General features: G+C 54.5%; 19 protein-coding genes. 10 read left to right on the top strand and 9 right to left on the bottom strand.

Going from position 1 to position 18,036, the window contains the following annotated elements; genetic code table 11:
- Positions 1-164 precede the first annotated feature (164 nt).
- A complete protein-coding gene (locus tag D9734_RS11800; RefSeq protein ID WP_130207644.1) occupies positions 165-509 on the top strand; it encodes a nitrous oxide-stimulated promoter family protein in 345 nt (114 codons plus the stop codon).
- Positions 510-549: 40 nt separating this feature from the next.
- Here the strand turns inward: D9734_RS11800 and D9734_RS11795 are convergent, their stop codons facing one another.
- The 7 genes from D9734_RS11795 to hypA all read right to left on the bottom strand — a co-directional run bounded on the left by D9734_RS11795 (position 550) and on the right by hypA (position 6,790).
- The gene (locus D9734_RS11795; protein ID WP_130207642.1) at positions 550-978 is read right to left on the bottom strand and encodes a TOBE domain-containing protein; all 429 of its coding nucleotides are present in this window, start codon (positions 976-978) and stop codon (positions 550-552) included.
- 44 nt (positions 979-1,022) lie between these two features.
- The gene (gene flhA / locus D9734_RS11790; RefSeq protein ID WP_130207640.1) at positions 1,023-3,101 is read right to left on the bottom strand and encodes a formate hydrogenlyase transcriptional activator FlhA; all 2,079 of its coding nucleotides are present in this window, start codon (positions 3,099-3,101) and stop codon (positions 1,023-1,025) included.
- Positions 3,102-3,172: 71 nt separating this feature from the next.
- Positions 3,173-4,183, bottom strand: a complete 1,011-nt coding sequence (hypE, locus tag D9734_RS11785) for a hydrogenase maturation carbamoyl dehydratase HypE (protein WP_130207638.1) — start codon at positions 4,181-4,183, stop codon at positions 3,173-3,175.
- Positions 4,180-5,301 carry a hydrogenase formation protein HypD gene (gene hypD, locus D9734_RS11780; protein ID WP_130207636.1) on the bottom strand — a complete coding sequence of 374 codons (1,122 nt, stop codon included), beginning with the start codon at positions 5,299-5,301 and terminating at the stop codon, positions 4,180-4,182. The genes hypE and hypD overlap by 4 nt, the downstream gene beginning before the upstream one ends.
- Positions 5,301-5,573, bottom strand: a complete 273-nt coding sequence (hypC, locus tag D9734_RS11775) for a hydrogenase 3 maturation protein HypC (RefSeq protein WP_000334874.1) — start codon at positions 5,571-5,573, stop codon at positions 5,301-5,303. The genes hypD and hypC overlap by 1 nt, the downstream gene beginning before the upstream one ends.
- Entirely contained in the window at positions 5,564-6,436 is an 873-nt protein-coding gene (gene hypB / locus D9734_RS11770; RefSeq protein ID WP_064528082.1) for a hydrogenase nickel incorporation protein HypB, read from the bottom strand. The genes hypC and hypB overlap by 10 nt, the downstream gene beginning before the upstream one ends.
- Positions 6,437-6,439: 3 nt before the next feature.
- Positions 6,440-6,790 (bottom strand): hydrogenase maturation nickel metallochaperone HypA, encoded by a 351-nt coding sequence (hypA, locus tag D9734_RS11765; RefSeq protein ID WP_130207634.1) that lies wholly within the window; start codon positions 6,788-6,790, stop codon positions 6,440-6,442.
- Positions 6,791-7,001: 211 nt separating this feature from the next.
- Between hypA and hycA the strand changes: the two genes are divergently transcribed.
- The 9 genes from hycA to hycI all read left to right on the top strand — a co-directional run bounded on the left by hycA (position 7,002) and on the right by hycI (position 14,864).
- Entirely contained in the window at positions 7,002-7,463 is a 462-nt protein-coding gene (gene hycA / locus D9734_RS11760; RefSeq protein ID WP_130207632.1) for a formate hydrogenlyase regulator HycA, read from the top strand.
- Between the two features lie 124 nt (positions 7,464-7,587).
- Complete coding sequence (hycB, locus tag D9734_RS11755; RefSeq protein ID WP_001079186.1) at positions 7,588-8,199, top strand: formate hydrogenlyase subunit HycB; 612 nt, start codon at positions 7,588-7,590, stop codon at positions 8,197-8,199.
- Positions 8,196-10,022, top strand: coding sequence for a formate hydrogenlyase subunit 3 (hycC, locus tag D9734_RS11750; RefSeq protein WP_130207630.1), 1,827 nt, complete (start codon positions 8,196-8,198; stop codon positions 10,020-10,022). Before hycB ends, hycC begins: the two co-directional genes overlap by 4 nt.
- 2 nt (positions 10,023-10,024) lie before the next feature.
- Positions 10,025-10,948 (top strand): formate hydrogenlyase subunit HycD, encoded by a 924-nt coding sequence (gene hycD, locus D9734_RS11745; protein WP_130207628.1) that lies wholly within the window; start codon positions 10,025-10,027, stop codon positions 10,946-10,948.
- Between the two features lie 17 nt (positions 10,949-10,965).
- Positions 10,966-12,675: a formate hydrogenlyase subunit HycE gene (hycE, locus tag D9734_RS11740; protein WP_001288134.1), complete on the top strand. Its 1,710-nt coding sequence runs from the start codon at positions 10,966-10,968 to the stop codon at positions 12,673-12,675.
- 9 nt (positions 12,676-12,684) lie between these two features.
- Complete coding sequence (hycF, locus tag D9734_RS11735; RefSeq protein WP_000493785.1) at positions 12,685-13,227, top strand: formate hydrogenlyase subunit HycF; 543 nt, start codon at positions 12,685-12,687, stop codon at positions 13,225-13,227.
- Positions 13,227-13,994, top strand: a complete 768-nt coding sequence (gene hycG / locus D9734_RS11730; RefSeq protein ID WP_000067390.1) for a formate hydrogenlyase subunit HycG — start codon at positions 13,227-13,229, stop codon at positions 13,992-13,994. The genes hycF and hycG overlap by 1 nt, the downstream gene beginning before the upstream one ends.
- On the top strand, positions 13,991-14,401 hold the full coding sequence (gene hycH / locus D9734_RS11725; protein WP_001291918.1) for a formate hydrogenlyase assembly protein HycH: 411 nt from the start codon (positions 13,991-13,993) through the stop codon (positions 14,399-14,401). Before hycG ends, hycH begins: the two co-directional genes overlap by 4 nt.
- Positions 14,394-14,864: a hydrogenase maturation peptidase HycI gene (gene hycI / locus D9734_RS11720; protein ID WP_130207626.1), complete on the top strand. Its 471-nt coding sequence runs from the start codon at positions 14,394-14,396 to the stop codon at positions 14,862-14,864. Before hycH ends, hycI begins: the two co-directional genes overlap by 8 nt.
- 157 nt (positions 14,865-15,021) lie before the next feature.
- Here the strand turns inward: hycI and ascB are convergent, their stop codons facing one another.
- Together ascB and ascF are read right to left on the bottom strand one after the other, a co-directional pair.
- Entirely contained in the window at positions 15,022-16,446 is a 1,425-nt protein-coding gene (gene ascB / locus D9734_RS11715) for a 6-phospho-beta-glucosidase AscB (protein WP_130207624.1), read from the bottom strand.
- Between the two features lie 8 nt (positions 16,447-16,454).
- On the bottom strand, positions 16,455-17,912 hold the full coding sequence (gene ascF / locus D9734_RS11710) for a PTS cellobiose/arbutin/salicin transporter subunit IIBC (RefSeq protein ID WP_057688061.1): 1,458 nt from the start codon (positions 17,910-17,912) through the stop codon (positions 16,455-16,457).
- Between the last annotated feature and the right edge of the window lie 124 nt (positions 17,913-18,036).

Below are 18,036 nucleotides of genomic sequence, written 5' to 3'. Positions count from 1 at the left end.
CTTGATGCCGGTTCCGCGAAAAATGCTGCTTTGCAGCTTTTGCGTGATGACTATGAAACAAGATCGCAAAATTACATCGGTTGAAGAAACCTCCTCCTTCAGAGCCATAGTCCCCTTTAGAATTAAGTTGTAATATAAATGCACCTTAAGAGTATGGAGGCAGCATGTCCGGCAAGCGTATCTCTCGTGAAAAACTGACGATTAAAAAAATGATCGATCTTTATCAAGCGAAATGCCCGCAGGCGTCAGCGGAGCCGGAGCATTACGATGCGCTGTTTGCTTACGCGCAAAAGCGGCTGGATAAATGTGTGTTTGGCGAAGAGAAACCGGCCTGTAAACAGTGTCCGGTGCACTGTTACCAGCCTGCGAAGCGTGAAGAGATGAAGCAGATTATGCGGTGGGCGGGGCCGAGAATGCTGTGGCGTCATCCGATCTTAACCGTGCGTCATCTGATTGATGATAAACGTCCAGTGCCAGAACTGCCGGAAAAATATCGCCGGAAGAAATAAATTTGCCGGAGGAATTTATTCTCTCCGGCAAATACGGCGCTTACGCTTTGGTCGCAATCAGGATTGCTGATGCCTTGATCAATGCAATAACGCGCGATCCTGTGGTGAGTTTCATTTCATCCTGGCTTTCATTGGTTACCACTGCCACAACTTCAAAACCCGCATCTGTTTTGATATGGACAGTGGCATTCACTGCGCCTTCGGTGATTTTCGAAACGCTGCCAGCAAACTGGTTGCGAGCAGAGAATTTCAGTCCACAGTCTTCCGTTGCCAGCGTTACCCACGGGGCTTTAATCAGGGCAATCGCTTCTTTCCCTTTTGCCAGCCCCAGAGCCTGCTGGCTGCTGTGTGTAACAATTGCCACCAGTTTTGCACCACCTGCCAGCGTCAGTTCTACTTCATCATTCACCGCGCCCATTGCGACTGCGCTAACTGTTCCGGTTAATTGATTTCTTGCTGAAACTGCCATACTGCCTCCTTTCATTGAATGTTGATCGAGTATAACCACATCTGTTAAACCAATGCCGCTTTATCTATCCCCAGCCGCTTCATCCGTGACAGCAGAGTGGTGCGTTTTAACCCCAGACGTTGTGCAGCGCCTTTTGGCCCGGCAACCACGCCATTAGTCTCTTTTAATACGCGGACAATCAGTTGATATTCATCTTCGCCTTCCTGGGCGACGACCGTCGCGGCCGGTGGTGTTTCAGGTTCTGACAGAGGGATATCGGGTAAAGAGAGTTGTAGAACGTTACCGCGAGTCAGCAACACCGCGCGCTCAATGACGTTTTCCAGTTCGCGCACGTTACCTGGCCATTCCATATTGCTCAATGCGCGCAGAGTCTCGGCAGGAATGCTGTCAATATTACGACCCAGGCGGCGGGCAATTTTAAATGTAAAGGCTTTAGCCAGCAGCGGAATATCTTCCGGGCGCTCGCGCAGCGGCGGCAGATGAATCGGGAAGACGTTCAGGCGGTAGTAGAGATCGCTACGGAACTCGCGGTCGGCGACCATTTTTTTCAGATCGCGGTTAGTCGCGGCGATTAAACGCACGTCCGTCTGAATGATTTTATTGCTCCCGAGGCGTTCAAACTCCTGTTCCTGCAATACGCGCAGCAACTTCGGCTGTAACTCCAGTGGCATATCGCCCACTTCATCGAGGAACAGCGAGCTTTTATCCGCTAGTTCAAAACGACCAATGCGCTGAGCGCTGGCACCAGTAAAGGCACCACGCTCATGACCAAACAGGTCACTTTCCAGTAATCCGGCAGGCATGGCGGCGCAGTTCATCTTCACCATTCGCCGACCATTGCGGTTGCTAAGATTGTGGATCGCGCGGGCAATCAGTTCCTTACCCGTCCCCGTTTCACCGAGAATGAGTACGGTACTGTCGCTTTGCGCTACCATCTCAACCTGCTTGAGCACGCTATACATGGCTTCGCTGCGACCAATAATCTCGCCAAATTCACTATCCACATTATTGAGCTGTTCGGTCAGAGCAAGGTTTTCGTCAACCAGGCGCTCTTTCAGACGGTGGATTTCCTGATAGGCGAGGGCGTTATCTACGGCAATCGCCACACGTTCAGCAATCTGGCGCAGCAAACTCAGGTTAGTGGTGGTAAAGGTTTTCTCTTCGCACTGCGCCAGTTTCAGCACGCCCAGCATGGTGTTGCCAGACATCAACGGTAGCAAGCACAGCGTCTGGATCTGGTTGCCCCAGGTGTCGAACAACATGCGTTCGTAGGGGGCTAAATTGTCTCGCTCGTGGAGATTAAGCAGCAGCATCTCTTTGCTCTTAAATACGCGCTCGGTGAGGGTTCCGGCCTCATCAACTTCACTCTGTTCGTGAGTGGGATGCTGTTTATCGAGATAGTGAGTAGAGTAAACGTTGAGTTTGTTTTTGCGGTGGCTACGTAAGACGATGCTGATATCGTCGATATCGAAGTAGTAGTGGATTTCTTTAGCCACTTCGCTGACCAGCTCGTCCATGTCCAGGCGAGAAAGTACCGCGTTGGTGATGGCAACCAGGATGCGGAAGTTATCCCGTTCCCGGCATAGCAGTTCGTAGTCGACATTGTTGATGACGCGGCTCTGAATTTGCTCGCTGACAACAGAAACAATCTGCGTAAATGTTTGCAGTCGATTGAACTCTTTTTCGCTCCACGGGCGATCGTCATAACGAATAAATTCACAACCGCCAAAAATATGTCCTTCCGCGGCCTGCGGCATCAGGCAATAGTGACCAAATTTGGGGTATAGCCCACTCGTAGCCAGTTGCGGCCAGGTGTCACAAAATTCTTCGTAGCTGCAGTGCAGTGTGTCAGGGCGCGATAAAATGCTGCGCACCGGACCATGTGCCAGAATGGTTTCGTCTTCGTATTTAATGGGATTGTCTTTGTCACGCGACGCGTAATAAGTCGCACGTTGAGTCTGCGCTTGCCACAACACAATAGCTGCGTTGTCGGCGAGCGCAGAACGCTTTACCAGTTGCGAAAGAGCCTCACACAGCGAGGCCAGATCGGGCTGCTGCAATAGTGTCCGAGTGATGTCGAACAACCCTTGTTGCCCGAGATCACTCATCGGTGTATACGACATGTTGTTCTTCCAGGAAAGCACCGCTAAGCGGTGCAAAAGGTAAATGACAAATTCCAGGGGCTAGATTTTTATTAGCATATACGAGGTAGCGGTTCGGCGTGTGGTAGGTCGAGAGTTCGTTTCACGCCATAAAGTCCAGCGAGACGAACACCTTTACGCTCAACCACTTCGCCAATTAATGCTGCATCTTGTCCCAGTGGGTGGGAACGCAGCGCCGCCAGCACTTGCTCTGCCGCGTTACGCTCTACAGCAATCACCAGCTTACCTTCGTTGGCAAAGTTAAGGGCATCAAGACCCAGCAGCTCGCAAACGCCACGCACGGCAGGTTTAACCGGCAGCGCTGCTTCTGAAAGTTCAATACCGCAACCGCAGGCTGCCGCGAACTCATGAACTACCGCGTTCACTCCACCACGGGTAGCATCGCGCAGCGCTTTCACGCCGGGAATGTCGCGCAGCGTCTGAATCAGTGGCGTCAGTACCGCGCAGTCGCTGACCAGTTCGCCGTCCAGCCCCAGCTGCTCGCGCAGGTTAAGGATAGTTGCTCCGTGGTCGCCGAGCGTACCGCTAACCAGCAGAACATCGCCTGCGGTGAGAGTTTGTGCTCCCCAGTGAATATTCGCCGGAATTGCGCCCATGCCAGCGGTGTTGATAAACAGTTTATCAGCCGCGCCGCGCTGTACTACTTTGGTGTCGCCAGTAACGATGGCAATGCCTGCCGCGCGGGCGGTTTCTGCCATGCTGGTAACCACGGCTTTCAGCGTCTCCATCGGCAATCCTTCTTCGAGGATAAAGCCACAGGAGAGATAGCGCGGAATAGCGCCGCTGACCGCAACGTCATTGGCCGTGCCGCAAATCGCCAGCTTGCCGATATTACCGCCAGGGAAGAACAGCGGGTCGATGACGTAGCTGTCAGTGGAGAAGGCCAGACGATCGCCTTCTGCCATTAATTGCGCCAGGTCAAGACGTGCCTGATCTTCCTGTTCTGCCAGCCACGGATTGGCAAAGGCTTCCATAAACAGGCTGTTGATTAATTGCTGCATCGCCTGGCCGCCGCTGCCGTGGGCGAGTTGGATATTGTTCACACTTCACTCTCCTGCTGACGATACTGATACCATGCGGCACATGCTCCTTCGGAGGAAACCATAAGTGCGCCGAACGCGGTTTGAGGATTACAGGTGTTACCAAACAGCGGGCATTGATGCGGCTTACATTTGCCGGTCAATACTTCACCACAACGTGCGCGAGGGTCATCGCAAACCTGCTGCGGTGCTGGGCGGAAATGTGCTTCGGCATCGAATCGTTGATAATCCGGCGTCAGGTGCACACCAGAAGATTCAATTACGCCTAAGCCGCGCCATTCGCTGTCGCCATTGACGCAGAAGACGTCAGCAATCGCCTGTTGTGCCAGCAAATTACCCGCATCTGGCACCACTCGCCGGTACTGATTCTCTACCTTGCTGTGGGCCGCTATTTTCTGCTCTACCAGCATCACCACGCCTTGCAGTAGATCAAGAGGTTCGAAACCAGCGACCACCAGAGGACGATGAAAATCGCTGGCGATAAAATTATAGGCGTCGGTGCCAATTACCATACTGACGTGGCCCGGCGCGAGGAACGCGTCGATGCCATTGTCCGGCTGTTCCAGCAAACTGCGCAGCGTGGGGATCAGCGTAATGTGCTGGCAGAAGAAGTAAAAATTCTGCACATCGCGGGCTTTTGCCTGTTGCAGAGTGATGGCAGTGGTCGGCATGGTGGTTTCAAACCCTAAGCCGAAGAACACCACTTTACGAGTTGGGTTCTCCTGCGCCAGTTTCAACGCATCCATTGGCGAGTAGACGATGCGCACATCAGCACCGCGTGCTTTTGCCTGCAACAACGACCCCTGTTTCCCCGGTACGCGCATGGCGTCGCCAAAAGTACAGAAGATGACTTCCGGATGGCTGGCAATCTCCACGCAGGTGTCGATTCTGCCCATCGGCAGAACGCACACCGGACAACCAGGTCCGTGGATAAACTCAACGTTTTCCGGCAGTAACTGGTCGAGGCCGAATTTAAAGATGGCGTGGGTATGACCGCCGCACACTTCCATAATCCGCAGAGGGCGTTCGGCGGTGTATGAAAGATGTGAAGCACGTTCGCGCAGATGCTCAATTAACTGCATCACCTGTTCCGGCGCGCGATATTCATCAACAAAACGCATTATTTTTCCTCGCCATACAACAGCGCACCGACATCCGGCTCAACATCAAACATATTTTGTAAGGCGTCGAGAGTGTCACGCGCTTCGGCTTCATTAATTACGCTCATGGCAAAGCCAACGTGAACCAGTACCCACTGGCCCACGCGTGGCTGACCGTTTTCATCGCAGCTGCCGACTAGCGTTAAATCAACATCGCGCTGAATGCCGCAGACGTCGACTTTCGCCAGGTTGCCGTCAATGGTGCGAATCTGGCCAGGAACGCCTATGCACATCGCTGTGCCTCCAGCCAGTTCAGCCACTGGTCCATCCCTTCGCCGCTGGTGGCGGAAATAAGGATGATTTCAATTTCTGGATTGACTTCGCGGGCGCAGGCGATGCACTTCTCAACGTCAAAGTTGAGATACGGCAGCAAGTCAACTTTGTTGAGCAGCATCAGTGAGGCGGCGGCAAACATATGTGGATATTTCAGCGGTTTGTCTTCGCCTTCAGTGACGGAAAGTACCGCGACTTTGTGTTTTTCTCCGAGATCGAAGCTCGCCGGGCATACGAGGTTACCGACGTTTTCGATAAACAGAATACCGTTATCGTCCAGTGGCAGGCGCGGTGCGGCATCAGCGATCATCTGTGCATCGAGATGGCAGCCTTTACCGGTATTCACCTGAATAGCTGGTGTGCCGGTAGCGCGAATGCGGGCTGCATCGTTCACGGTTTGCTGGTCGCCTTCAATCACCGCACACGGAACGCTATCTTTCAGGCGCATTAAAGTTTCCGTCAGCAGGGTGGTTTTACCGGAACCAGGGCTGGAAACCAGGTTGAGTACCAACTGATTGCGGGCAGCAAAGCGCGCGCGGTTGCGTTCAGCCAGACGGTTGTTTTTGTCCAGCACATCAATTTCGACTTCCAGCATCCGACGCTGGCTCATACCCGGTGCATGAGTGCCAGCTTCGCCGTGACCATAATGCAGGTCGCCTTCTTCGGTCTGGCTCGGGGTAAATTCAGGCGCTTTAATGCCGGTGATTTTCATCTTCGGCCGTGCCGCCGGGGCAAATGGCGCGCTACGAAACGCGGAATGAGGGTTATGTTCATCACCCTCGATATACAGGTTGCCTTCACCGCAACCGCATGTTGTACACATCGCTCACTCCTGGTCTATTTCTATCCGCCGAATCTGTAAACCGTCGTCTGCCACAATGCGCAGCATGTCGCCATGACACTGTGGACAGCGGCGGACGCGCTGGGTCAGTAGCGTTACATACTGCTGGCATGTTTCACACCAGCACTCGGCCTCTTGTTCTTCGAGGTGCAGTTTACAACCTTCTGCCACGCTGCCGCGGCAAACCAGATCAAAACAAAAGGCAAGAGAGCTGGTTTCGACACAAGAAAATGCGCCAATTTTGAGCCAGACCGCAGTTACGCGTTTTGCGCCGTGCTGTATGGCCTGCTGTTCGATCAATTCCAGTGCCCGCTGGCAGAGGGTTATTTCGTGCATATCGCCTCCCATTAACTGTTGCCCGTGACAAGCAATAATTATGCCAGTGTTGATTATCCCTGATGTGAACAATGTCGATGATGTCGAAATGACACGTCGTCATGGCGTCGAAAGTCGGCTGTATTATGAAAAGTATATAAATAACAATGAATTAAAAATTGGCACAAAAAATGCTTAAGGCTGGCATCTCTGTTAAACGGGTAACCTGACAATGACTATTTGGGAAATAAGCGAGAAAGCCGATTACATCGCACAGCGGCATCGTCGCCTACAGGACCAGTGGCATATCTACTGCAATTCGCTGGTTCAGGGGATCACGTTATCAAAAGCGCGTCTGCACCACGCCATGAGTTGCGCGCCAGATAAAGAACTCTGTTTCGTACTTTTTGAACATTTTCGCATTTACGTCACCCTGGCGGATGGTTTTAACAGCCACACCATCGAGTACTACGTCGAAACGAAAGACGGCGAAGACAAGCAGCTGATTGCACAGGCTCAGTTAAGCATTGACGGCATGATTGATGGCAAGGTCAACATCCGCAATCGCGAACAGGTTCTGGAACACTATCTCGAAAAAATCGCTGGTGTTTACGACAACTTATACACCGCCATTGAGAACAATACGCCGGTGAATTTAAGCCAACTGGTAAAGGGACAAAGCTCAGCAGCATGAGCTGAGGCTTTGTCCGGTTTGCAGGCATCATGCCTGTTTGGGGATGGGCGTGTCGATGAGTGTCGAAAATGACATTTCATCGGCATGTTTTCGTCAAAAATGACAATCACCTGAGGAATGCCCGGTGAATCGTTTTGTAATTGCTGACTCCACGCTCTGTATCGGCTGCCACACCTGTGAGGCCGCCTGTTCAGAGACGCATCGCCAGCACGGCCTGCAATCAATGCCGCGCCTGAGAGTGATGCTAAATGAAAAAGAATCTGCGCCGCAGCTCTGTCACCACTGTGAAGATGCGCCCTGTGCGGTGGTCTGCCCGGTTAATGCTATCACTCGTGTTGATGGGGCCGTGCAGCTGAATGAAAGCCTGTGCGTAAGCTGCAAACTGTGCGGCATTGCCTGTCCGTTCGGCGCAATCGAATTTTCCGGCAGCCGTCCGCTGGATATTCCTGCAAATGCCAATACCCCGAAAGCGCCACCGGCACCGCCTGCTCCGGCGCGTGTCAGCACGCTGCTTGACTGGGTGCCAGGTATTCGCGCGATCGCCGTCAAATGTGACCTTTGTAGCTTTGATGAACAAGGTCCGGCCTGCGTGCGGATGTGCCCGACCAAAGCCCTGCACCTGGTGGATAACACCGATATCGCCCGCGTTAGCAAACGTAAGCGTGAGCTGACCTTTAACACGGACTTTGGCGATCTCACCTTGTTTCAGCAGGCTCAAAGTGGAGAGGCTAAATGAGCGCAATTTCCCTGATCAATAGCGGCGTGGCGTGGTTTGCCGCCGCCGCTGTTCTGGCATTTCTCTTTTCTTTTCATAAGGCACTAAGCGGCTGGATTGCCGGAATTGGCGGCGCGGTTGGTAGCCTGTACACCGCAGCGGCAGGTTTCACCGTGCTGACTGGCGCGGTTGGCGTGAGCGGTGCGCTGTCACTGATAAGCTACGATGTGCAAATCTCTCCGCTTAACGCGATTTGGCTGATTACGCTCGGCCTGTGCGGTCTGTTTGTCAGCCTCTACAACATTGACTGGCATCGCCACGCGCAGGTGAAGTGCAACGGCTTGCAGATCAATATGTTGATGGCTGCGGCCGTCTGTGCCGTCATCGCCAGCAACCTGGGCATGTTAGTTGTGATGGCAGAAATCATGGCCCTGTGCGCGGTGTTCCTCACCAGCAACAGTAAAGAGGGCAAACTGTGGTTTGCGCTGGGGCGTCTTGGTACTTTGCTGCTGGCGATTGCCTGCTGGCTGCTCTGGCAGCGTTACGGCACGCTGGATCTGCGCCTGCTGGATCTGCGTGTGCAGCAACTGCCGCTCGGTTCCGATATCTGGCTGCTCGGTGTGATTGGCTTTGGCCTGTTGGCCGGGATTATTCCTCTGCACGGCTGGGTGCCGCAGGCACATGCTAACGCCTCTGCGCCAGCTGCCGCGCTGTTTTCTACGGTGGTGATGAAAATTGGCCTGCTGGGCATTTTAACCCTGTCGCTGCTGGGTGGTAACGCGCCGCTGTGGTGGGGGATCGCGCTGCTGGTGCTCGGCATGATCACCGCGTTCGTCGGCGGTCTGTATGCGTTGATGGAGCACAACATCCAGCGTCTGCTGGCTTACCACACCCTGGAAAATATCGGCATTATCCTGCTGGGGCTGGGCGCTGGCGTAACGGGTATCGCGCTTGAACAACCGGCGCTGATTGCTCTTGGCCTGGTCGGTGGTCTGTACCATCTGCTTAACCACAGCCTGTTCAAAAGCGTACTGTTCCTCGGGGCGGGGAGCGTCTGGTTCCGTACCGGTCATCGCGATATCGAAAAACTCGGTGGTATTGGCAAGAAAATGCCGGTTATCTCCATCGCTATGTTAGTCGGGCTGATGGCAATGGCTGCGCTGCCGCCGCTGAACGGTTTTACCGGGGAATGGGTTATCTATCAATCCTTCTTCAAATTGAGCAATAGCGGCGCGTTTGTTGCCCGTCTGCTGGGGCCGCTGCTCGCTGTGGGGCTGGCAATTACCGGTGCGCTGGCGGTGATGTGTATGGCGAAAGTCTATGGCGTCACGTTCCTCGGTGCGCCGCGTACCAAAGAAGCCGAAAACGCCACTTGTGCGCCGCTCCTGATGAGCGTCAGCGTGGTGGCACTGGCGATTTGCTGCGTAATTGGCGGTGTTGCTGCGCCGTGGCTGCTGCCGATGCTGTCGGCTGCTGTACCTCTGCCGCTGGAACCCGCCAACACCACCGTTTCTCAACCGATGATCACACTGCTGCTGATTGCCTGCCCGCTGCTGCCATTCATCATCATGGCGATTTGCAAAGGCGACCGTCTGCCGTCACGTTCCCGTGGCGCGGCCTGGGTGTGCGGCTACGACCACGAAAAATCAATGGTGATTACCGCTCATGGTTTTGCCATGCCGGTTAAACAGGCGTTTGCGCCAGTGCTGAAACTGCGCAAATGGCTGAATCCGGTGTCGCTGGTGCCGGGCTGGCAGTGCGAAGGTAGTGCGTTGCTGTTCCGCCGGATGGCGCTGGTTGAACTGGCGGTACTGGTGGTGATTATTGTTTCACGAGGAGCCTGAGAATGAGTGTTTTATATCCGTTAATTCAGGCGCTGGTGTTATTTGCCGTTGCGCCGCTGCTCTCCGGTATAACCCGCGTGGCGCGCGCCCGTCTGCATAATCGTCGCGGGCCGGGCGTGTTGCAGGAGTATCGCGACATTATCAAACTGCTGGGCCGCCAGAGCGTTGGCCCGGATGCCTCCGGCTGGGTGTTCCGCCTGACGCCTTATGTGATGGTGGGTGTCATGCTGACTATCGCTACTGCGCTGCCGGTAGTAACCGTTGGTTCTCCGCTGCCGCAACTGGCTGATTTGATCACCTTACTGTATCTCTTCGCCATCGCGCGTTTCTTCTTTGCCATTTCTGGTCTGGATACCGGCAGCCCGTTTACCGCCATCGGCGCGAGCCGTGAAGCGATGCTTGGCGTGCTGGTCGAACCGATGTTGTTGCTTGGTCTGTGGGTCGCCGCGCAGGTTGCTGGTTCCACCAATATCAGCAACATCACCGACACCGTTTATCACTGGCCGCTGAGCCAGAGCATCCCGCTGGTGCTGGCGCTTTGTGCCTGTGCATTCGCCACCTTTATCGAAATGGGCAAACTGCCGTTCGACCTGGCGGAAGCCGAGCAGGAGTTGCAGGAAGGCCCGCTCTCTGAATACAGCGGTAGCGGTTTTGGCGTAATGAAATGGGGTATCAGCCTGAAACAGCTGGTGGTGTTGCAGATGTTCGTCGGGGTGTTTATTCCGTGGGGACAAATGGAAACCTTCACCGCTGGTGGGCTGCTGCTGGCGCTGGTGATTGCCATCGTCAAACTGGTGGTCGGCGTACTGGTTATCGCGCTATTCGAAAACAGCATGGCCCGTCTGCGTCTTGATATTACTCCGCGCATTACCTGGGCTGGTTTTGGTTTTGCATTTTTAGCGTTCGTCTCCTTGCTGGCGGCGTGATTAAAGAGAGTTTGAGCATGTCTGAAGAAAAATTAGGTCAACATTATCTCGCCGCGCTGAATGAGGCATTTCCGGGCGTCGTGCTGGACCACGCCTGGCAGACCAAAGATCAGCTGACTGTCACCGTGAAGGTGAACTATCTGCCGGAAGTGGTGGAGTTCCTCTACTACAAACAGGGCGGCTGGCTGTCGGTGCTGTTTGGTAACGACGAACGCAAACTGAACGGTCATTACGCCGTTTACTACGTGCTGTCGATGGAGAAGGGCACCAAATGTTGGGTAACCGTGCGTGTTGAAGTTGACGCCAACAAACCGGAGTATCCGTCCGTGACGCCACGCGTTCCGGCGGCGGTGTGGGGCGAGCGCGAAGTGCGCGATATGTACGGTTTGATTCCGGTTGGTTTGCCGGATGAACGTCGTCTGGTGCTGCCGGATGACTGGCCGGATGAACTTTATCCGCTGCGTAAAGACAGCATGGATTATCGTCAACGTCCGGCACCGACCACCGATGCTGAAACCTACGAGTTCATCAACGAACTGGGCGACAAGAAAAACAACGTCGTGCCGATTGGTCCGCTGCACGTCACTTCCGACGAACCGGGCCACTTCCGTCTGTTCGTTGATGGCGAAAACATTATCGACGCCGACTACCGTCTGTTCTATGTCCATCGCGGCATGGAAAAACTGGCGGAAACCCGCATGGGTTACAACGAAGTGACCTTCCTCTCTGACCGTGTGTGCGGGATCTGCGGCTTCGCCCACAGCACCGCCTACACCACGTCAGTGGAAAACGCGATGGGTATTCAGGTGCCAGAACGTGCGCAGATGATCCGCGCCATTCTGCTGGAGGTGGAACGCCTGCACTCGCACCTGCTGAACCTCGGCCTGGCCTGCCACTTCACTGGCTTTGACTCCGGTTTTATGCAGTTCTTCCGCGTGCGTGAAACCTCAATGAAAATGGCAGAGATCCTTACCGGTGCGCGTAAAACTTACGGCCTGAACCTGATCGGCGGGATTCGTCGCGATCTGCTGAAAGATGACATGATCCAGACCCGCCAGCTGGCGCAACAGATGCGTCGTGAAGTGCAGGAGCTGGTGGATGTGCTGCTGAGTACGCCGAACATGGAACAGCGCACTGTCGGCATTGGTCGTCTGGACCCGGAAATCGCTCGCGACTTCAGTAACGTTGGCCCGATGGTCCGCGCCAGCGGTCACGCCCGCGATACCCGCGCCGATCACCCATTTGTCGGCTATGGCCTGCTGCCAATGGAAGTCCACAGCGAGCAGGGCTGCGACGTTATTTCCCGTCTGAAAGTGCGTATCAACGAAGTCTATACCGCGCTGAACATGATCGACTACGGTCTGGATAACCTGCCGGGTGGCCCACTGATGGTGGAAGGCTTTACCTACATTCCGCACCGCTTTGCGCTGGGCTTTGCCGAAGCGCCGCGCGGCGATGATATCCACTGGAGCATGACCGGTGACAACCAGAAGCTGTACCGCTGGCGCTGCCGTGCCGCGACCTACGCGAACTGGCCGACCCTGCGTTACATGCTGCGCGGCAACACCGTTTCCGATGCGCCGCTGATTATCGGTAGCCTGGACCCTTGCTACTCCTGTACCGACCGCATGACCGTGGTCGATGTGCGTAAGAAGAAGAGCAAAGTGGTGCCGTATAAAGAACTCGAGCGCTACAGCATTGAGCGTAAAAACTCGCCGCTGAAATAAGGAATCGCCATGTTTACCTTTATCAAAAAAGTTATCAAAACCGGCACGGCGACCTCGTCTTATCCGCTGGAGCCGATTGCGGTTGATAAAAACTTCCGTGGTAAGCCAGAGCAGAACCCGCAGCAGTGCATCGGCTGCGCGGCCTGCGTCAATGCCTGCCCGTCAAACGCCTTAACGGTTGAAACTGACCTCGCCACCGGTGAGCTGGCCTGGGAGTTCAATCTTGGCCGCTGCATCTTCTGTGGACGCTGCGAAGAAGTCTGCCCGACGGCGGCGATCAAACTGTCGCAAGAGTACGAACTGGCGGTGTGGAAGAAAGAAGATTTCCTGCAACAGTCCCGCTTTGCGCTGTGCAACTGCCGCGTCTGCAATCGTCCTTTCGCCGTTCAGAAAGAGATCGACTACGCCATTGCGCTGCTTAAGCACAACGGCGACAGCCGCGCGGAAAACCACCGCGAAAGCTTTGAGACTTGCCCGGAATGTAAGCGCCAGAAATGCCTGGTGCCGTCCGACCGTATTGAACTGACTCGCCATATGAAAGAGGCCATCTGATGAGCAATTTATTAGGCCCCCGTGACGCCAACGGCATTCCGGTCCCGATGACGGTGGATGAGTCCATCGCCAGCATGAAGGCGTCGTTACTGAAAAAAATCAAACGTTCTGCCTACGTTTACCGCGTGGACTGCGGCGGCTGCAACGGCTGCGAAATCGAAATTTTCGCCACGCTTTCGCCACTTTTCGATGCAGAACGCTTCGGCATTAAAGTCGTTCCGTCACCGCGTCATGCGGATATTTTACTGTTTACCGGCGCGGTCACCCGTGCAATGCGATCCCCTGCGCTACGTGCGTGGCAGTCCGCGCCGGACCCGAAAATCTGTATCTCCTACGGTGCCTGCGGTAACAGCGGCGGGATCTTCCACGATCTTTACTGCGTGTGGGGCGGTACGGATAAAATCGTCCCGGTGGATGTTTATATCCCTGGCTGCCCGCCAACACCAGCCGCCACGCTGTACGGCTTTGCAATGGCACTCGGCCTGCTGGAGCAGAAAATTCACGCTCGTGGGCCGGGTGAACTGGATGAACAGCCGGCGGAGATCCTGCATGGCGATATGGTGCAGCCGCTGCGCGTGAAAGTGGATCGCGAAGCACGCCGCCTGGCAGGTTACCGTTACGGTCGCCAGATTGCCGATGATTTCCTGACACAGTTAGGGCAGGGCGAAGAGCAGGTTGCACGCTGGCTGGAAGCGGAAAACGATCCGCGTCTGAACGAGATTGTCAGCCATCTGAATCATGTTGTTGAAGAGGCGCGTATCCGATGAGTGAAAAGGTGGTGTTCAGTCAACTGAGCCGTAAATTTATTGATGAGAACGATGCCACGCCCGCCGAGGCGCAGCAGGTGGTCTATTACAGCCTGGCGATTGGTCACCACCTTGGGGTTATCGATTGCCTGGAAGCGGCGCTCACCTGCCCGTGGGATGAATATCTGGCATGGATTGCTACTCTGGAAGCGGGCAGCGAAGCCCGCCGCAAAATGGAAGGCGTGCCGAAATATGGTGAGATCGTCATCGACATTAACCATGTGCCGATGCTGGCCAACGCATTCGATAAAGCCCGGGCAGCGCAAACTTCGCAGCAGAAGGAATGGAGTACAATGCTGTTAAGTATGCTGCACGATATTCATCAGGAAAACGCCATCTATTTGATGGTGAGGAGATTGCGTGACTGACGTTTTACTCTGTGTTGGCAATAGCATGATGGGCGATGATGGCGCAGGTCCGCTGCTGGCGGAAAAGTGCGCCGCCGCGCCGAAAGGTAACTGGGTGGTGATTGATGGCGGTAGCGCACCGGAAAACGACATTGTCGCCATCCGCGAACTGCGCCCGACACGACTGCTGATTGTCGACGCCACTGATATGGGACTAAACCCCGGCGAGATCCGCATCATCGACCCGGATGACATCGCCGAGATGTTTATGATGACGACCCATAATATGCCGCTGAACTATCTTATCGACCAGTTGAAAGAAGACATTGGCGAAGTGATTTTCCTCGGCATCCAGCCGGATATCGTCGGCTTTTACTACCCGATGACCCAACCGATTAAAGATGCGGTTGAAACCGTTTATCAACGACTGGAAGGCTGGGAAGGGAACGGCGGATTTACGCAGTTAGCGGTGGAAGAAGAGTAGTTTTTCAGTAAGGAATCAGGACAGGGATGTTTTTGATGAGGGAATCAGAACTGATAGCAAACGCCAGATTGCCCGATGCGCTGTGCTTATCGGGCCTTCCTGGTTCGTGCGACACGTAGGCCGGATAAGGCGTTCACGCCGCATCCGGCACTGTTACTTACTCTAAATCTTCACCATTACTGGCAATCACTTTTTTATACCACCAGAACGATTTCTTACGTGTGCGCGCCAGCGTGCCGTTGCCTGCGTCGTCACGGTCTACGTAGACAAAACCGTAGCGCTTGCTCATTTCACCCGTTGAGGCGGAAACCAAATCAATACAGCCCCAGGTGGTGTAGCCCATCAGCGGAATGCCATCTGCAATCGCTTCGCCCATTGCGCGGATATGTTCGCGTAAATAGCTGATGCGATAGTCATCGTTAATCTCGCCATTGGCAGCAAGTTCATCTTTTGCGCCGAGGCCGTTTTCCACCAGAAACAGCGGCTTCTGATAGCGGTCGTACATCATGTTCATGGTGATACGCAGACCGAGTGGATCAATTCCCCAGCCCCAGTCGCTCACTTGCAGATACGGGTTACGCAGCGATTTCACCACGTTCGCCGCACTGCTGTTGTTGGCGTTCATCTCCGCCGAGGCGCAGCGCGAGGCGTAATAGCTGAAAGAGACAAAATCGACGGTGTTTTTCAGGATCTCATCATCGCCCAGCGCTTTATCTATGGTTACCCCTTTTTCGCGAAATACGCGGGCAGAGTAAGCCGGATACGCGCCCCGCGCCTGCACATCGATAAAAAACAGGTTTTCCCGATCTTTCTCCAGCGCCGCCCAGACATCTTCCGGCTTGCAACTGTAAGGGTAGAAGTTGCCGCCCGCCAGCATACAGCCCACCTGATTTTGCGGGTTAACCTCATGGGCGATTTTGGTGGCTAGCGCACTGGCAACCAGCTGGTGATGCGCGGCCTGATATTTCACCTGATCCTGATTTTCACCTTCTTCAAACACCAGACCCGCGCCGGAGAACGGGCTATGCAACATAATGTTGATTTCATTGAAGGTGAGCCAGTATTTCACCAGGCCATCAAAGGCTTCAAAGCAGGTTCTGGCGTAGCGGCTGAAAAACTCCACCAGCTTGCGGTTACGCCAGGAGCCGTATTCGGTGACCAGATGCATCGGCACATCGAAGTGGCACAACGTGACCAGCGGTTCGATACCGTACTTTTTACACTCTTCAAAGACAGAACGATAAAAAGCAATGCCCTGCTGATTGGGCGTGATTTCATCGCCCTGCGGAAAGAGACGGCTCCAGGCAATTGAGGTACGGAAAACCTTGAATCCCATCTCTGCCATCAGGGCGATATCTTCTTTATAACGATGATAAAAATCCGTCGCCTCATGGCTGGGATAAAACTCGTCATCGCGCAACTGAAAACGTTTTTCCAGCCCCAGTTTCACCGCCATTCGATGCTCGCCGTGTGGGATCATATCGACCGTGGTCAGTCCTTTGCCACCTTCACGGAACGCACCTTCAGACTGGTTGGCGGCAAGCGCGCCGCCCCATAAAAAACCTTCTGGAAATACTGACATTTTCATCCTCAATTAAGACTTACTTCTTTGGCGACGGTCGGTTGTACGCTCTGATGCTTTCGCGCCTCGGCAGCCGCTTCCTCAACAGGAATATCCTCAAAGCCGAGCAACAGTGTGAGGATAAACGACAGCACAACCGCCAGCGCCATGACGGCGAACACCCAGACGATGCTCATTGGATTCGCCGGATCGAAGAACTGCACGCTGGTAAATAACCCCGGCGCTGCCATTGAGTGGCTGGCAAGCCCCGCCATACCGGCAACCGCCCCGCAAATAAAACCGCTGATAAGACTGGCGATAAGCGGACGTTTCAGGCGGATCGCCACGCCGTATAACGCCGGTTCGGAAATCCCCGCCATAATGGCTGATGCCGCCGCAGCCAGCGCCGTCTGGCGCAGTTCCGGGTTTTTCGTTTTCCACGCCACCGCCAGCGATGAACCGCCCAGCGACAGGTTAGCGCCGATCTCGGACGGCATGACCATCCCTTCTTTGCCGGTTTCGGCAATGGTCTGAATGATGGTTGGCGTAAAGACGCGGTGCATCCCGGTCATTACCAGCAGAGGCCACAGCGCGCCCATAATGGCGACTGAAAGCCAGCCCAGATAACCATGAATGGTGTAAACCAGCGCCGAAATGGCGCTACCGATCCAGATACCAATCGGGCCAATTAGCAGGATTGCCAGTGGTGCGGCAATCAACACAATCAGCATCGGCTTGAGGAAGTTTTTGGTTACCGCCGGTGTAATGCTGTCCACCCATCGTTCGATATATGACAGGCACCAGGTCATCACCAGCGCCGGGATCACCGTGTAGGTATATTTCACCGCGGTGACCGGAATCAGGGCAAATTCGACATGTTCACCCTGGGCCGCTTTCGCCATCAGTTCAATAAAACTCGGATGTACCAGCACACCCGCGATGGCAATCGCCAGCGACATATTGGTTTTAAATTTGATGGCGGCAGATGCCGCGACCATTAGCGGCAGGAAGAAGAAAGCACCGTCACCAATCACATTCAGAATGGTTAAGGTCGGCGATCCTTTTGTCAACACGCCGCTCATCTCGAGGATCATCGCCAGTAGTTTGACCATCGATCCGCCGATAATCGCCGGGATCAGCGGTGACATGGTGCCGATCAGCGCATCAAGGATCCCCGCACCAATGCGACGTAGCGTGAGTTTAGGTTTACCCACGGGCTGTGCGGGCTGCATATCTCCCGGCAGCAGACTGACGACTTCCTGAAAGGCTTGCGAAACGGTATTGCCGATAATTACCTGACACTGGTTGTCACTACGTACCACGCCGAGCACGCCGGGGATGGTTTTTAACGTCGGGCTGTCGATAAGCTGGTCATCTTTGATAACAAAGCGCAAACGCGTCATACAGTGCGTGACTGCCGAGATGTTATCAACGCCGCCCAGTGCCGCTATCACCGAGCGTGCCAGCGCCGCATAATTTTTGGCCATCGGATTTTATCCTGTTATCAGTAGGGTAGATGTAGTTGTTATCAGTCGACGGGACGGAAAAATGCCGATGCTGAAACGGAATTAAGAAACCGGTTTCACAAAATCATGAATAGTTGTCAAAAAA

Source organism: Escherichia sp. E14S1, from assembly GCF_004211995.1.
In the GTDB taxonomy this organism is placed as follows: domain Bacteria; phylum Pseudomonadota; class Gammaproteobacteria; order Enterobacterales; family Enterobacteriaceae; genus Escherichia.
The sequence above is the reverse complement of the archived record's forward strand: the minus strand, read 5'-3'. Positions and strand labels throughout refer to the sequence as shown.

What these genes read in the sequence shown, in the direction of transcription:
- ascB (WP_130207624.1), bottom strand. Translation starts at nt 16,446, where the DNA reads ATGTCAGTATTTCCAGAAGGTTTTTTATGGGGCGGCGCGCTTGCCGCC.
- hycA (WP_130207632.1), top strand. Translation starts at nt 7,002, where the DNA reads ATGACTATTTGGGAAATAAGCGAGAAAGCCGATTACATCGCACAGCGG.
- hycF (WP_000493785.1), top strand. Translation starts at nt 12,685, where the DNA reads ATGTTTACCTTTATCAAAAAAGTTATCAAAACCGGCACGGCGACCTCG.
- hycH (WP_001291918.1), top strand. Translation starts at nt 13,991, where the DNA reads ATGAGTGAAAAGGTGGTGTTCAGTCAACTGAGCCGTAAATTTATTGAT.
- hypA (WP_130207634.1), bottom strand. Translation starts at nt 6,790, where the DNA reads ATGCACGAAATAACCCTCTGCCAGCGGGCACTGGAATTGATCGAACAG.
- hycG (WP_000067390.1), top strand. Translation starts at nt 13,227, where the DNA reads ATGAGCAATTTATTAGGCCCCCGTGACGCCAACGGCATTCCGGTCCCG.
- hycE (WP_001288134.1), top strand. Translation starts at nt 10,966, where the DNA reads ATGTCTGAAGAAAAATTAGGTCAACATTATCTCGCCGCGCTGAATGAG.
- hypB (WP_064528082.1), bottom strand. Translation starts at nt 6,436, where the DNA reads ATGTGTACAACATGCGGTTGCGGTGAAGGCAACCTGTATATCGAGGGT.
- hycD (WP_130207628.1), top strand. Translation starts at nt 10,025, where the DNA reads ATGAGTGTTTTATATCCGTTAATTCAGGCGCTGGTGTTATTTGCCGTT.
- D9734_RS11795 (WP_130207642.1), bottom strand. Translation starts at nt 978, where the DNA reads ATGGCAGTTTCAGCAAGAAATCAATTAACCGGAACAGTTAGCGCAGTC.
- hypC (WP_000334874.1), bottom strand. Translation starts at nt 5,573, where the DNA reads ATGTGCATAGGCGTTCCTGGCCAGATTCGCACCATTGACGGCAACCTG.
- ascF (WP_057688061.1), bottom strand. Translation starts at nt 17,912, where the DNA reads ATGGCCAAAAATTATGCGGCGCTGGCACGCTCGGTGATAGCGGCACTG.
- hypD (WP_130207636.1), bottom strand. Translation starts at nt 5,301, where the DNA reads ATGCGTTTTGTTGATGAATATCGCGCGCCGGAACAGGTGATGCAGTTA.
- D9734_RS11800 (WP_130207644.1), top strand. Translation starts at nt 165, where the DNA reads ATGTCCGGCAAGCGTATCTCTCGTGAAAAACTGACGATTAAAAAAATG.
- flhA (WP_130207640.1), bottom strand. Translation starts at nt 3,101, where the DNA reads ATGTCGTATACACCGATGAGTGATCTCGGGCAACAAGGGTTGTTCGAC.
- hycC (WP_130207630.1), top strand. Translation starts at nt 8,196, where the DNA reads ATGAGCGCAATTTCCCTGATCAATAGCGGCGTGGCGTGGTTTGCCGCC.